The sequence below is a fragment of the Streptomyces sp. NPDC031265 genome (genome assembly GCF_055570295.1).
The window spans coordinates 49717-64629 of the sequence record NZ_JBVIHM010000028.1; the positions used below are offsets into that span (position 1 = coordinate 49717).

At 67.3% G+C, this 14913-nt stretch carries 11 protein-coding genes and 2 pseudogenes; 7 read left to right on the forward strand and 6 right to left on the reverse strand.

Going from position 1 to position 14913, the window contains the following annotated elements:
- Nucleotides 1-287: pseudogene (locus ACZ499_RS32050) on the forward strand (hypothetical protein); the annotation flags it as partial.
- On the opposite strand, the gene ACZ499_RS32055 reads toward ACZ499_RS32050, so the two are convergent.
- The 3 genes from ACZ499_RS32055 to ACZ499_RS32065 all read right to left on the reverse strand — a co-directional run bounded on the left by ACZ499_RS32055 (nucleotide 184) and on the right by ACZ499_RS32065 (nucleotide 1755).
- Nucleotides 184-603: an RICIN domain-containing protein gene (locus ACZ499_RS32055; protein WP_468679699.1), complete on the reverse strand. Its 420-nt coding sequence runs from the start codon at nucleotides 601-603 to the stop codon at nucleotides 184-186. The pseudogene ACZ499_RS32050 and the gene ACZ499_RS32055 overlap by 104 nt on opposite strands.
- Before the next feature lie 79 nt (nucleotides 604-682).
- Nucleotides 683-940, reverse strand: a complete 258-nt coding sequence (locus ACZ499_RS32060) for a hypothetical protein (protein WP_468679700.1) — start codon at nucleotides 938-940, stop codon at nucleotides 683-685.
- Nucleotides 937-1755 (reverse strand): phytanoyl-CoA dioxygenase family protein, encoded by an 819-nt coding sequence (locus ACZ499_RS32065; protein ID WP_468679701.1) that lies wholly within the window; start codon nucleotides 1753-1755, stop codon nucleotides 937-939. Before ACZ499_RS32065 ends, ACZ499_RS32060 begins: the two co-directional genes overlap by 4 nt.
- A 73-nt stretch (nucleotides 1756-1828) precedes the next feature.
- Here ACZ499_RS32065 and ACZ499_RS32070 point away from each other — a divergent pair, with 73 nt between their 5' ends.
- Nucleotides 1829-2602, forward strand: coding sequence for a helix-turn-helix domain-containing protein (locus tag ACZ499_RS32070; protein ID WP_468679702.1), 774 nt, complete (start codon nucleotides 1829-1831; stop codon nucleotides 2600-2602).
- Nucleotides 2603-3013: 411 nt separating this feature from the next.
- Here the strand turns inward: ACZ499_RS32070 and ACZ499_RS32075 are convergent, their stop codons facing one another.
- Nucleotides 3014-4873 (reverse strand): ricin-type beta-trefoil lectin domain protein, encoded by a 1860-nt coding sequence (locus tag ACZ499_RS32075; RefSeq protein ID WP_468679703.1) that lies wholly within the window; start codon nucleotides 4871-4873, stop codon nucleotides 3014-3016.
- Nucleotides 4874-4995: 122 nt separating this feature from the next.
- Between ACZ499_RS32075 and ACZ499_RS32080 the strand changes: the two genes are divergently transcribed.
- Nucleotides 4996-5184, forward strand: a complete 189-nt coding sequence (locus ACZ499_RS32080; protein ID WP_468679704.1) for a hypothetical protein — start codon at nucleotides 4996-4998, stop codon at nucleotides 5182-5184.
- Nucleotides 5185-5435: 251 nt separating this feature from the next.
- On the opposite strand, the gene ACZ499_RS32085 is transcribed toward ACZ499_RS32080, so the two are convergent.
- The gene (locus tag ACZ499_RS32085) at nucleotides 5436-6947 is read right to left on the reverse strand and encodes a non-reducing end alpha-L-arabinofuranosidase family hydrolase (RefSeq protein ID WP_468679705.1); all 1512 of its coding nucleotides are present in this window, start codon (nucleotides 6945-6947) and stop codon (nucleotides 5436-5438) included.
- A gap of 401 nt (nucleotides 6948-7348) precedes the next feature.
- Between ACZ499_RS32085 and ACZ499_RS32090 the strand changes: the two genes are divergently transcribed.
- Nucleotides 7349-7642, forward strand: coding sequence for a hypothetical protein (locus ACZ499_RS32090; protein ID WP_468679706.1), 294 nt, complete (start codon nucleotides 7349-7351; stop codon nucleotides 7640-7642).
- A gap of 69 nt (nucleotides 7643-7711) precedes the next feature.
- On the opposite strand, the pseudogene ACZ499_RS32095 reads toward ACZ499_RS32090, so the two are convergent.
- A pseudogene (locus tag ACZ499_RS32095) lies at nucleotides 7712-7944 on the reverse strand (RICIN domain-containing protein); the annotation flags it as partial.
- Nucleotides 7945-9018: 1074 nt separating this feature from the next.
- Between ACZ499_RS32095 and ACZ499_RS32100 the strand changes: the two are divergent.
- From ACZ499_RS32100 to ACZ499_RS32110, 3 genes are all read left to right on the forward strand, one after another.
- Nucleotides 9019-11247, forward strand: a complete 2229-nt coding sequence (locus ACZ499_RS32100; RefSeq protein ID WP_468679707.1) for an alpha-L-fucosidase — start codon at nucleotides 9019-9021, stop codon at nucleotides 11245-11247.
- A 348-nt stretch (nucleotides 11248-11595) separates the two neighbouring features.
- A complete protein-coding gene (locus ACZ499_RS32105; RefSeq protein WP_468679738.1) occupies nucleotides 11596-13053 on the forward strand; it encodes an arabinofuranosidase catalytic domain-containing protein in 1458 nt (485 codons plus the stop codon).
- 225 nt (nucleotides 13054-13278) lie between these two features.
- Complete coding sequence (locus tag ACZ499_RS32110; protein ID WP_468679708.1) at nucleotides 13279-14790, forward strand: ricin-type beta-trefoil lectin domain protein; 1512 nt, start codon at nucleotides 13279-13281, stop codon at nucleotides 14788-14790.
- Nucleotides 14791-14913: the final 123 nt, after the last annotated feature.

The window sequence follows — 14913 nt, forward strand, 5'->3', positions numbered from 1 at the left end:
AGCGCGCTGTTGGCTTTTCCCTTTTTCGGGGTGTTCTTGTGGCCGGGGGCGTGCGGCCGTGGGCCCCCCCCCCCCCCCCCCCCCCCCCCCCCCCGGGCCGCACCCTTGCCGAGCACGAGGCGATCTTCATGGCCCTGTCCACCCGTGACGCGGCCCTCAGCCATGCCGCCGCGCTCCTGCACGTCACCAACACCCACCAGTGGCTGCAGGAACACGTGCGCTCCGCCGCGCCACCCCCGAGGGCCACGGCCACGCGCCCGCCCCGTACGACGTCGAATGCTCGCTGACGGCTCGGCGCCGGAATTCCTCCGCGGGGCGCCGCTGGAGCTGCTGGCTGGCGCCCGTGCCGCAGGGCCACTGGATGAGGCGGGTACCGTCCGCTGCGGAGGCGTTCGCGACGTCCAGGCACTTGCCGCTGTGCCGGGGCGCGAGGTTGCAGTAGGGACCGCCGCCAACGTCGGTGTCCGTGCCGACTGCGGTGTCGAGGGATATCTGCCGATACCAGGGCATTTCCATGGTGGTCCGGGTGGGGAAGGTCAGCGGCAGCCAGACGTACCGGGAGTCGTAGACGGTGTCGTCGGAGGCGCCAACCAGGACTGGCAACCCATCGCCCTTTGACATCGGTCGAGGTGGGCGGCCGTGCCATGACCGCGGTGCGGCCCCCGCACACCAGAAGACGTAGTCACAGCTTCTCGAAGAAGAACTCGTGCTTGAGGAAGGACGTGTCGTACTCATGGCCGGGGTGGGGCGGAAGCAGTTGGGAGGCCTGGAACAGGCGCCAGCCGTCTTCCAGCGCGGCGAGGCCCGTCTCGTACGGCGGCTCGTCGCTGTCCCCGGCCGTCGGACGGGTCCGGCCCGTGCCGTCGTAGCGGGACCATCCGACGACGTACGAGTCGAGCGCCGACGTGGCGAGGTAGAGCACGAGGACTTGCTGCTTCATGCGTTCCTCCGCGGAGTCGGCCGGTTGTTGGCACGGGTGATCCAGTACTCGATGTCGAATGTGTCGTCTCCGGTCAGCGCGCGCCACAGCAGTGCCCGGTTGTAGACCTCCAGGCGCGCAGTGGCCCACTCGTACCACGGGAAGGAGGTACTGAGCTCCGCCGTCACGGCGGGATCGTGCAGGTCGGACGTGTCCCAGAGCCTGACTTGGGGCACGGCCGGATTGAGGCGGATCTTGTACATGTAACGCTGCTGTGCCGTGTCGTTGCGCCGGCCGCTGTGCCAGATTCCGTGGTGTACGAGAACGATGGTGCCGGCCGGGCAGGTCAGCCGGGTCTGCCCGCGCAGGTTCTGCACGCGTCCGATGTCGGTCTCGTTGATGCGGCGCAGGTGACTCCCCGGCACGCTCAGGGTTCCGCCCATGTCGGGAGTCACGTCATGGGGGTAGTACATGAGCTGGACGTCGAAGGCGTCCGGGCGGACGTCGATGATCGCGTCTGCGTGAAGATCCTGCGCGTTGCCCTCGTGCGGCTGACGGACGTGCACCGCGTGGTGGTCGACCGTCGGGTCCGGCCCGACCAGGCTCTCCACGGCACCGGCCACGGCGGGCAGGGCGAGCATGCGCGGGATGAAGGAGTCTTCGGGGAAGGCCTTGAACAGCGGTGTCCCGTACGGGACTTCGGGTATTCCCGAGGACAAGGTCGCAATGGCCTCTTCGTTCAGCTCCTGTGGCACGACCGCGTCCAGGCGCAGAAACCCCTGCGCGACGAAGCGTGCCACCTGAACCGAGGTGAGCAGCTCTCCAGTGGTTGGCATGCGACAAAGCTAGGACGCGAAGCCGTCACAGGCGTGGGATGAAATCGCCGGTCACTGGTAGATTTTCGCCGCCATGGAAAGTGTGTCCTTGTGTCTGGATCAGCCGCCCGAGGTGGTGAACGCCGGCGTGGGCGTGCACGGGGCCACTACCGCGCACGAAGTCTTCCGGTTGCCCGACCTGTGGCAACTGCACCTGTACAGCTATGTGGGGCGGCTGTCCGCCGAGGGCACCGTCCACTCCATCCGGCCCGGATGCGTCAGCCTGATCCCGCCGGACACCGAGGGGCACTTCCACTACCGTGGCAGATCTGAACATCTGTATGCCCATCTGCGTCTCCCCTGCGTCGGTCCCAGACACTCCGTACCTCTGATGCAGGATGCCGGGCCCGAAGGGCCGCTCATGGCCGGCCTGTTGAGACACGCGATCGCCGCCCTGCCCGTGTCTGCCGCGCGCGCAGCCGCCGAGGTGTGGACGGTCCTCTGGCACACCGCCCTGCTGACCGGCTCCGACGAGCCCGGGCGCCGGCATCCCGTCGTGACCTCCGCCCAGGCCTACATCGAGGAGCATCTTGCCGAGCCGCTGCCCGTGCCCGTCATCGCGCGCGCTGCCCGCGTCTCACATACGCATCTGACACGTTTGTTCCGGGCGGAGACAGGCCTCACCGTCATTGCCTACGTCCGGCGCCGAAGGCTGGAGCGCGCCCGCCATTTGCTCCAGTCCTCCACCCTCTCCATACCCTCCATCGCCGCGGCGGTGGGCATCGCCGACCTGCAGGCCTTCAACAAGGCCTGCCGTCGCGAGCTCGGAGCGGGGCCGCGTGCTGTGCGCGCCGCCCGCGGCCTGTGAGAAACCAGGTACGGACGGCGACTGGCTCCAGCCTCGTCGGCTGCGTGCCTTCGGCATCATCCGCCAGGCCCTGTCATGGGCTTCGCCGCCGATCACGCGTACGTTGCGGCGGAACGCGCCATCGACAACGAATAAGCCGTGGAGCTCGCGGCTCCCAAGGCGCCGGTATTCGTACAGCCCCGGGCCGGGGATACGCCAGGTCTGACCAACCGTCGCTGCTCGATTCCCGGCGGGAGCCAGCGTCGCGGCGAACCGCTCCTGATTGGAGTCCGGCCGGGCACGCCGACCGCCGGCCGGCCGCCGGGGGCACCAGGGACGGACCGGCCGCACCGTCAGCCCGGACCGTACGGCGGTGCGGCAGGCGGTCCTCCCCTCGCAACACCGGGCCGGGTCACGGGTCGGTGCCGGTCGTCAGCCGTCGCTGGCGACCGTCCACTTCTGGTTCGAACCGCCGGAGCAGCCCCAGAGCTGGATGGTTGATCCGTTGGCCGTGCCAATGTCGGTGACATCGAGGCAGAGGCCGGACAAGTCGTTGGTGATGCTGCCGTCCGGGTGGAAGGTCCATTTCTGGCTCCTGGTGTTGTTGCAGTCCCAGGTGATGACCTTGGTGCCGTCGGAGGTGCCGTCGCTGCTCGCGCCGAGGCACTTGCCGCCGGTCTGCAGCTCGCGGCCCGCCGAGTACAGGTAGTACTGGTTGGCGTTGTACGTGCCGCAGTCCCAGATGATCTGCTGGACGCCGTTGGCAGCGTTCCCGCTGTCGTCCAGGCACCGGCCCGAGCCCTGTCCCACGATCTGTGCCGTTGCGTTCCGGCCACTGTCGACGAAGGTCACGGTGGCGTGCGAAGGCAGCGTGTAGGTGAAGGATCCGGAGCCGTTCCAGGTGAGGGTGAAGGTGGTCGGTGAGGAGTTGTCGTTGTAGGCCACCGCCACCTCGCCGCCGTCGGGGTTGCGGTAGGCCTGGGACCAGATGCCGCCGCCGTCACTCGACCCGATGCGCGTGGCACCCGGGACGACGAATTTCGAGAACTGGCCGAGTTGGTAGTAGTTGTCGTTGTGGGTGACCTGGCCGGTGGACTGGTCGATGGTGATCAGGCCCGTGCAGCCGTTGCACCCCACGCCCGTCTTCGGGCCGCCGTTCGTGTCCAGGGCCAGGTTCCACAGCAGTGCTCCACTGGCCCAGTTGGACGTGGACTGCAGGGCGAGCTGGGTCGCGTTCATCGGGGCGATTCCCGGACCGGTGGAGCACTCGGTCTCGTAGAGCTTCTTCCCGGGGAACGAGTTGTGGATCGTGGTCATGTTCTGGAGGTCGTTCCAGTAGCAGTGCCACGCCGTTCCGTAGAGCGCGTTGTAGGCGGCGCTGTCGCCCAGGATCGTGTTGGCGAAGGGCGTGTCCGGGTGGCTGCTGTCGCCACCGAGGATCACCTGGTTCAGCCCTGCCTGCGAGAGCGCCGGCGACAGGTAGTTCTTGATGAGGTTGGACTCGTCGGCCCCCGACAGCACCATGCCCGAATAGCTGGACGGCGCCTGATCCGGCTCGTTCTGCGGGGTGATGCCCCAGACGTTGACGCCCTTGGCCTTGTAGTCCTGCAGGAACTTCGCGTAGTACTGCGCGAACGGGCCGTAGGCGGAGGACTTGAGGGTGCCCGTGACGCCTCCGCTGGTGCCCAGCATCGAGTTGTTCGTCTTCATCCACGCCGGCGGGCTCCAGGTGTTGGCGAAGAGCCTCATCGACGGGTTGAGCGACTGGGCCTTCTTGATGATCGGGATGACGTAGGCGTCGTCGTGCGCGGTGGAGAAGTTGGCCAGGGAGGGGTCGGCGACACCGTTGTTGTCGTCGTAGGAATACGTCGACGGGTTGCTCGGCGGGGTGGCGGTGTAGTCGGAGGACCCCATGGGCACGCGCATCAGCGACAGCCCGATGCCGGTGCCCCGGCTGAACAGCGAACTCATCACCTGGTTGCGGGTGGTGGTACTGAGCTTGTTCTGCAGCAGGTAGGTCGAGGAGTCCGTGAAGGCGGCGCCGAACCCGTCGATGGTCTGGTACGACTTGGTGTCGTCCACCGTCAGGTTCACCGGCCCCGAGGACACGGGGCGGAGGCTGACGCTCGGCTGAGGCGTCAGGGCGCTACTGAGGTCCGACGTGGTCAGGGTGACCCCGATCGTGGCGCCGGCGGCGTGGGCCGGGCTCGGCGCGAGTGCCAGGATGCCGCCGGTGGCTGCCATGGCCAACGCCACGATCTGCGCACCGGCGCGGCGGTATCGGTGTCTCACGTGCATGGAAGGCGTCCCTCTTCCCATCGTGGTCCGGCGCTGCCGGCAGGTCGCGAGGCAGCGCATTTGTATGAGCGATTGACTATTCGGCTCCATCAGGGGTCCGAGGTGAACCGGCATCAATGTCCTTGATCCGGCTGGTACTTGGGCGGCGAACGGCGGCCGCCCGGCATGTCGCCGGGGTGGCTCCCGCACCGCGTGGCGAGTGGCCGGCGCGCGAGCACGGTTTCGTGGAAGCCGACCGCCCTGTGGCGGATGTGGACGAGGTCTGGCACACGCTGCGGCTCGTCCGAGCGCTGCCGCCCGCCTGAGCGCACCGGGGTCGGGCGAGCCACGGCAGCCACTGAGGCGCCGTCCGAAGTGGACGGAAGGAGCGGCTCAACGTACTTTCGGTGTGGCGCTGGGTCCACCGTGCTCCGTCGCGCTCGTGGCGAATCCGCGCCGCATCTGCGGCAGTTGCCGGTGGACCGCCGGGCAACCGGGCCGGGGGGAAGGAGCCGAGACCGAAACGGCCCGCTCCGTGACCCCCAGGTGACCACCCGGTTGCCCGGCAGCCTCCGCGTCAGCAGATGGAGTTGGTTTGCGTGAGCAGGCCCATCCGCCACGGCAGTGAGTTGTAGTCGCCGCTGGCGTTGGGATCCAGACCTTGGTAGACGTACTGCATATGGCAGGGGTTGACGGTCAGGGTCTGGTCGTTGCCGGCGCGGACCATCTCTCCGTGGCTGATGTCCTTGGTCCAGGGTGTGCCGGAGAAGGTGACGTTACTGGCCCCGGCGAACGGCTGGGATTCGCTGGAGGCCAGCGGAGTCCATGATCCGGTGAGGCTCGTGGAGGTCCAGGCCTTGAAGTAGCGGTGGGACCCGATAGCCTCGACGATCAGCAGGTACTGGTTGGTGCCGGCGACCTTGTACACGTTGGACGCCTCGAACAGATCCCCGGCGTTCGGATACGACATGGTCACGACCGTGTTGCCGAAGCCGTTGGGGAAATTGGCCAGGCTGGTCTGCGCGCGGTAGAGGTGCCCCTTGTCGTCCTCGAAGAACAGGTGACAGTTGCTGGAGTCGCAGATCACCCAGAAGTCGAGCCAGCCGCCACCGTTCTGCCGCAGGACGTCCGGCTCGGTGGACATGAACGTGCGCGGTGCCGACCACGACGCCGGGTTGCTGGGGTCGGTACTCGTCGAGTACGTGGGCGGACCGGTCTGGTAGACCATGTACCACAGGTTCTGCGGGGCGAAGTAGAACACCTGCGGTGCGGCCCGGTAGCCCGGTCCCATCGGCGACACCTCGTCCAGGTACGTCTGAGGTGCCGACGCGGCCTGTGACCAGTCACTGAAGCTGAACTGCTCCAGGCCGTAACCGAAGTTCGGGCCCACGGCCGAGGCGTAGACCACCCACTTGCCGTTGTACCGGATCACTGAGAAGTCCTTGATGGCCACGGTGTTGTGCTGGGCGTCCGGCTTCGGCGCGGCCAGCACGCCGCTGGAGCTCCACTGGAACGCCGACGGCAGGGACACGGAGGCGTCAGCGACGCGGACGAGCTGCCATTGCTGATTGCCGCCTCCCCAGTCCCAGTACTGGACGACTTTGCCCCCGTCGGCGGTGGAGCCGTCCTTGACCTCGGCGGCCATGCCGCTGTGACGGTTGATCAGCCGCACATAGCCGTCCGGCGAGTCCGCCAGCTGGAACTGCTGGTTGGCCGCGTTCTGATCGGCCCACTGCACGATGTCGGTCCCGGCGGTGGTCGACCACCCGGAGTTGTCGAGCACCTTGCCGGAGTGCCGGTTCTGCAAACGGTAGTAGCCACCGCCCGCGTCAATGAACCGCCACTGCTGGTTGGCCCCGTCATGGCGCGTCCACTGCGCCACCGCCGCACCGTCGTTCATGGCGTAGCCGGAGTCGTCCATCGCCTTGCCGCTGTTGCGGTTCACCAGCACATACCAGGCGTTCGTGTCGACGGTCGCCGCCGACGCCGTCGGCGCACCGACCACAACCACGAAACCGGCCACGAGCGCCAACGCGACCATGGACACCACACCGCGCCATCGGTTCCACGGCCACCTGACCTTGTTCATGGGTAATATCTGCCACCTCCTTCGCTCACGGCCCGGCGCTGCCGACTGCCAGAGGCAGCAGATCTGTAAGGGGCCTTGGGGCATCGCGGTCTCCTTCGAGGATGGGTTCGGCGTTCGTTCTGTGACATCGACAATCACCCAAAGGCCCAGTCCAGACCGATTGACCAGCACTCGCACCACACACCCCGCCGGGCTCCCCGCCCGGGGCGGTGACCACAACGAGGGGATACTCACCCGTCCCCGCTCGGGGACGGAACCCGGGATCGACCACCGGGCCTCACGGAATCCGGGGTGATGACGGCGTCGGCGACTGAGACCCAACTACCGTTGGATGCTGGGGCCTTGGTCCGGGCGACCGTGACCTCAAGGTGCGGGTCGCCGTCGGGTCGAGATGGTTGGCGGTGAAGACGGGTGCGGTCAGACGGCTGTTCCCTCCGCCTCCGCTGATCGCGCCTTCACCGTCGAACCTCTGCCCCGACGACGCCCCATTCACCGTGATGGTCGTGGTCGATGCGGCGACCGCTGGCGTCGCGGACGTTCCGACCAAGAGCGCGGCCGCCAGAGCCATGACGGTCGACCCGGCCGACCAGCGGCGCCGCACCGCCATGGGCCAACGGTTTCTTGCCATCAACGTCCTCCTGAGGCCCACATTCTTTTACGGACATCTGCGCACCGATGAGCGGTCGGCTGTGTGACGCGCCGGGGGCAGGTCTGATGGCCGTGCCCGCGGCTCGGTCGCAGGGGCGGCTGCGGCGTCGGCCGAAAGCCCATTGCCGGTGGGATCCACGTTGCAGGTCCACAGTTGGACCAGGGCGCCGTTGGCTGTGGACGCTCCGCTGACGTCCAGGCAGAGCCCGCTCTGCACCCCGGTGATGGTGCCGTTGGAATTGAGGTTCCACTGCTGGTTGGTCTGGCTGTTGCACGGCCAGGTGATCACCTTCCCACCCGGGCTGCTCGAGCCGCCGTCGGCGTCCAGGCACAGCTGCGAGCTGCCGCTTTACACCGTCGATCGGCCACCCGAGGAGACATGGGCGAAGAGAGCGGGACGGCCCCGTCGGACGCGTCCCGCCCTGGCCGCGACTGCTCAGGTCGGTACCACCTCGCGGCGCACGACCGGTCGGCCTCGTCACCATGCCCACCACACCCAATCAAGATGGCGCACAATCCAACACGATAATCAGGGAACTGCTTCAGAACCGCACAGTCAAGGGTCTCGACACCCCTCTCCGTAACGCGGCACAGGTATTGAGCCACGAACGCATGAGTGAGCGACACATCCCATGTGTGTCCCAGTAGTTGCGCACGGCGCCTCTTGACCGGCTGGTTCGATCAGGGCAAGCTCTTCCACGGTCCCAGCGAGCCGGAGACGGGTCCGCACTGCGAGGGTCGCCGGGCACCCCCCGCAGCATTCATCCCATGTATTGGTCTCACAATCGTCCGCCATCATCGGCGAGTGTCCCGCCGACAAGCATTGCAGTGCGCCAGGCAGAATCGAACATAAGCCAACACAGCAGCGGAGACGAGGGGCGTCGACGAGAGCCCTCATCGCCGGAACTGACCGTCCCGCACAGAACAGGAGTTGCAACGGTCGGGTCAGCCGGCGGCCCGGAGTCCTGGGGTCCGGAGCGGCACGGCACTGCCGAAGAGGCGAGCGGGTCGGCAGGCGCCCACCGTGGTACGCCGGGCCGGCGGCAGGCACACGAGTAGGCGATCTCGCCGGTCGTGGACCACGGGTGGGCCGTCACTGCCCATGCCGACGGGGCAGCCTCTGACAGCAGGCGCGCGCAGTGGCGTGAGCGCGGCGACGGCAGGCGCCCGCGACGGATACCCCACCTCCGCGTCCACAGCCCCGGATAAGCCCAACGGCCTCAGCGCAAAACCGACATGACATGGGATGTATTGAGGTCTTGAAAAAAGATCTTGATCGCGCTCAGTCTCGCGTTTTCCCACATGTCAGCCGTATTGACAGTGGAACAAGCTTCATGACATCTAATTAGACATAGGACGTATACATGGGTTCGAGCGTCCCGTCTCCTGCGCTCCGCAACGTGAATCGACGAAGGGTTCCGCCATGACGATCAGCAGGCGTGTGTTCCTGTCGAGTGCCGCCGGTGTCGTCGCCGCCGTGACGGCGGATCTCACGCTCGGTACGACGAGGGCGCTGGCGGCTCCGTCGTCGTACTCGCCCACGTGGGCGTCGGTTGACCAGCACCCGGCGGCGCCGGAGTGGTTCCAGGACGCGAAGTTCGGGATCTACTTCCACTGGGGTGCCTTCAGCGTCCCGGCCTACGACAACGAGTGGTACCCGCGGAACATGTACATCCCGGGTCTGGCCGCCAACAGCCACCACATCGCCGCCTACGGCGACCCCTCGGTGTGGCCGTACAACAACTTCCTCGACGGAGCCCGCGACAAGGCGGGCAACTGGGTGCAGTTCGCGCCCAAGCTGGTCTCCCAGGGCGGCAGATTCGACCCGGACGCCTGGGCGCAGCTGTTCGTGGACGCGGGCGCGAAGTTCGCCGGACCCGTGGCCGAACACCACGACGGATTCTCGATGTGGAACAGCTCGGCCAACGAGTGGAACTCCGTCCGGCACGGGCCGGGTCTGAACCTGCTGGCGCTGTTCCGCGACGCCATCCGGGGCAAGGGCCTGAAACTGCTGGTGGCCATGCACCACGCGTTCAACTTCAACGGCTACTACGACCACGTGCCCGCCCAGCCGACCACCAGCCTGAAGAAGCTGTTCGGGCAGCTCGACACCGCAGCGGAGAACCAGCTGTGGTTCGACAAACTCAAGGAGGTCGTGGACCTGGCGCAGCCGGACGTCCTGTGGGAGGACTTCGACCTGAGCCGGGTCGACGAGACCCAGCGGCTGAACTTCCTGTCCTACTACTACAACCAGGCCATCTCCTGGGGCAAAGAGGTCGTGGCCACCTACAAGGACGGCTACAACACCAGCGGCGAGATGTTCGACTACGAACGTGGCGGACCGGCCGACATCACCAGCCCGTACTGGCTGACCGACGACAGCGTCAGCGACTCCAGTTGGTGCTACACGGTCGGCATCGGCTACTACTCCATCACCCAGATGCTGCACGCGCTGATCGACCGGATCAGCAAGAACGGCAACATGCTGCTCAACGTCGCCCCCATGGCCGACGGCACCATCCCCCAGGGCCAAAAGGACGTCCTGCTCGGCATCGGCGACTACCTCAAGCGGTTCGGCGAGTCCCTGTACTCCACCCGCGCCTGGACCGTCTACGGCGAAGGCCCGACCAAAATGGGCGGAGGCTCCTTCACCACCCCCGTGGCCGGAACGAACAAGGACTTCCGGTTCACCCGCAACAAGGCCAACAACGTCCTCTACGCGACGGTCCTGGGCTGGCCCGGCAGCTCTACGACCATCAACACCCTGTCGAGCGGACGCATCGACCTCAGATCACTGACGTCCATGCAGTTGCTGAATGCCAACAACGGCACGTACATCAACCTGCCCACGCCCACGCAGAGCAGCGACGGCCTGCACATCAGCCTTCCGTCGTCCTCGGCGCCGTTCAACGCCCTCGCGTACGTCCTGAAGTTCACCTTCTCCGGCCAGATTCCCGTCCTCAGCGGCAACGGCGTCGCCACCGCGTACAGCGATGTCTCGTACGGGGGCGGGGTGGCCGGGCTCGTGCTGGGCAGCTACACCGCCGCGCAACTGCAGAGCGCCGGCCTTGCGGCGCGCACGATCTCCTCCGTCCGGATACCCGCCGGCTACCAGGTGATCGGCTACTCCGGAGACGACTTCTCCGGCACCGCCTGGACCTTCACCGCCGACAACGCAGACCTGCGCGACACCGGCAACAACGACGCCATCACCTCTCTGAAGGTGACCTTCAACCCAGCCACGTACTTCCGCGTCACCAACGTCACCGACGGCCTGGCCCTGGACAGCGGCGGCAACGTCGCCTCCGGCAGCGACCTCAAGCAGTGGACCTGGGACGGCAGCCCGAACCTCCAATGGCAGGCCGTCGATCTGGGCAACGGCTACCACCGTCTGGTCAACCGCACCAACGGCATGGTCGCCGACGGTTGGGGCGCCACCAGCAACGGGGCGCCGGCCCAGCAAGCCCCCTGGAACGGCGGCACCAACCAGCAGTGGCAGATCACCGACCGCGGCAACGGCCGGTACACCATCGCCAACCGCACCACCGGTCTCGTCCTCGACGGCGGCGGCCAAGTCACCTCCGGCTCCATCACCAAACAATGGACCTGGAACGGCAGCACCAACCTCCAATGGACCTTCACCGTCCAGTGACCTGCGCGGGGGCCGGGACGGACGGTGAAGCGCACCCCGACCCCGTGGCTGCGCGAGGGCGAGGCCGACGCCACGACCGCAGCGCCGGCCGATCGAACCTCTCCGCGACCGCACGACAAGGCAGCCCCCATACGCGGAGAAGGCATCAGCGCCAACTCACCGTGGGCTGCCGCGCGTTTCAACAGTTAGGGACATCAGATGAGAAGAATGCCTACGGACGAAACCCTGGCGTCCGAGCCCGCCAGTGTCCGTCAGCGAATCACGGCGGCGTGGCGCCGTATCAGGCCGAACACCGCACAGGACCCGGCCCAATGCGTCCCCGGCGCGGGCCCACACGTCCGCCCGGCGGTGCGATGGGCCCGCGTCGGGGCCACAGCCTTGCTCGTCGGTGGTGCGCTGGTCGGCGCCACGACGACAGCCGGCTCAGCACAGGCAGCGGGTTCGCTTCCGTGCGACCTGTATGCCGCGGGCGGCACGCCCTGCGTGGCCGCGCACAGCACCACGCGCGCGCTGTCCTCCTCGTACAACGGGCCGCTTTACCAGGTCCAGCGTGCCTCGGACAAGGCCACCCGGGACATCGGCGTCCTGTCCACGGGCGGATACGCCGACGCGGCCGCGCAGGACTCGTTCTGCGCGGGTACGAAGTGCGAGATCAGCATCATCTACGACCAGGCCGGCCGCGGAAACCACCTCACCCGGGCTCCTCTCGGCACGTTCAACGGCCCGGGCCCCGGCGGAGCCGACGCCCTCGCGGACGCCACCGCCGCCCCTGTCACCGTCGCCGGCCACAAGGCCTACGGCGTCTACGTCAGCCCCGGCACCGGCTACCGCAACAACCACACCAACGGGATCGCCACCGGCGACCAGCCCGAGGGCATGTACGCCATCTTCGACGGCACCCACTACAACGGCGGCTGCTGCTTCGACTACGGCAACGCCGAGACCACCAACCACGACGACGGCAACGGCACCATGGAGGCCATCTACTTCGGCAACATCCGGGCCTGGGGCACCGGTGCCGGCAGCGGCCCGTGGATCATGGCCGACATGGAGAACGGCCTGTTCTCCGGGGTGAACGCGGGCTACAACGCCAACGACCCGACGATCAGCCACCGGTTCACCACCGCGATCGTCAAGGGAGAGTCCAACCACTGGGCGATCCGCGGCGGCGACGCCCGGTCCGGCGGTCTGTCGACCTTCTACGACGGCGTACGCCCCAACGCCGCCGGCTACAACCCGATGAAGAAGCAGGGCGCCGTCCTCCTCGGCATCGGCGGCGACAACAGCAACAGCTCCGCCGGCACCTTCTACGAAGGCGTCATGACCTCCGGCTACCCCTCGAACGCCACTGAGGACGCCGTCCAGTCCAACATCACCTCCGTCGGCTACGCCGCCTCCTCCAGCGGGACGGACAAGGGTGAGTTGCACGCGGTGGGCGCGGGCAAGTGCCTTGACGTGCCGGGATGGGCCACCACGGGGGGCACCCAACTGGAGACCTGGGACTGCAACGGCGGGGCGAACCAGATCTTCACGCACACCCCATCGAACGAGTTGACGGTTTACTCGGGTTCCTCGCAGTTGTGTCTGGACGCCGCCGGCTACGGGAACTCCCCGGGCACCAAGGTGCAGACCTACGCGTGCAACGGACAGGCCAACCAACAGTGGAAGCTCAACTCCGACGGCACCATCACCGGAGTCGCCTCCGGCCTCTGCCTGGACGTCAAGGATGTCTCCACCGCCAACGGCGGCCTGGCCCAACTGTGGACCTGCAACGGCGGCAGCAACCAGAAGTGGACCCTGGGCTAGGGCGTGTTTCGAAAGTCCCGTCTGCCCGGCGGCGTCTGGCACGCACGCTCGCCGCGTTGTCGGGATCACCCCGATACAACCAGTATCGGGGCGACCCTCCGCCTTGCGATCGCACGCACCAGACGCCGCCGGGCCCGCCCTTCGGGCGGACGACGCTACTTTCGAAACACGCCCTAGCGCCGACAGACGTGGGAACCGAATCTCCCAACCTCGCAAGGAGTCTTGGTGATCAGCACGACAACAGGCCTGCTTCGCCACCGGGAACGGCCAGGGGCCGCCCGGCGTCTGATCGCCGGCTCGGTGGTCTCGGCCCTGGCCCTGCTCGGCCTCCTTACCGGCGGCACTGCCCGGGCCGCGTCACCGACGCAGGCCGCCCCGGCCGCGGTGTCGAACACCAGCCAGTTCCGCGGAGTGAACTGGGCAGATCCCAACGACAACTTCGTCACCAGCCCGAACACGCCCATCGGTCTGTCCTCGTCGGACGACTACGCCACCGCGTACAAGAAGTCCACGGCCATCCTCAAGGGCTTCCAGAGCCTGGGGGCCAACACCGTCCGCTTCGGATTCAACCCGGCTACCACCTCGGGAAGTTGGTGGGGCAGCTACACCGCTGCGCTGGACGCCGCCACCGCGCTGGGCCTGAAGGTCATCGTCGCTCCGTGGCTGCAGAACGGGAAGGTCAGTGACACCGCGGCCTTCTACCAGATGTGGGACACGATGATCAACAAGTACGGCGGGCACTCCAACTTCTACTTCAACATCGCGAACGAGCCCCACAGCTACACGGCCACCGAGCTGACCGACTTCGAAGCCGCCTGGCTGGCGCGCTATCCCAGCCTTCCCCGTGACCACGTGATCGTCCCCGGCCTGGGGGACGACCAGAATCTGTGCGCCGTCGGCGCCGACTCCCGGCTGTCCGGCACCCTGCTGTCCATCCACACGTACAGCATGTTCGGAATCTGGCACAACACCGAGGCCGACTGGGTCAAGGAGTTCACCGGCAACCTGTGCGGCTACGCCGACCGCGCCGTGGTGACCGAGTTCGGCGACCCGATGACCACCGGCGTCGACTACAACGGCCCCAAGGACGGCAACAACAACATCTCTTTCCTCTACGCCATCACCGACACCGCACGCAGCCTCGGCATCGGTACCGTCCTGTGGACCGGCGTCAAGGAAGCCAACCAGACACAGGGCCCCGGGCCCTGCGACAACGCCTCCTGCGCCATCACCTCCCTGAACGGCAGCGGCGCCAACCTGTCCCTGACCGTCACCAACAAGTCCGGCCTCGACCGACTCCAGTGGGGCTGGGGTACCGGCACCAACCCCGGAGGCGGAAGCGGCACAGGCAACGGCGACGTCCTGCGCGGGGCGGCCTCCAACCGCTGCCTGGACGTGCCCGGCGCGAGCACCACCAACGGCGTGCAGACCCAGATCTGGGACTGCAACAACGGCACCAACCAGCAGTGGAACCGCACCTCCGCCAAGGAGCTGCGGGTCTACGGAAACAAGTGCCTGGACGCCGACCAGTGGGGGACCTCCCCCGGCACCAAGGTCGTCATCTGGGACTGCACCGGCGGCACCAACCAGCAGTGGAACCTCAACACCGACGGCACCGTCACCAGCGTCCAGTCCGGACTGTGCCTGGACGTCAAGGACGCCTCCACCACCAACAGCGCCCTCGTCCAACTGTGGACCTGCAACGGCGGCACCAACCAGAAATGGAGCCGTCAGTAACGAGGAAGAAGTCGTGGCGGGGGGTCGGTGGGGGCCCCCATCCCGGTGTGTCGCCAGAACCACCCCCCCAAAAAACCAAGTGTGCCCGGTGTTTAGACGTGGCCCCAACCCCCCAAACTCGCC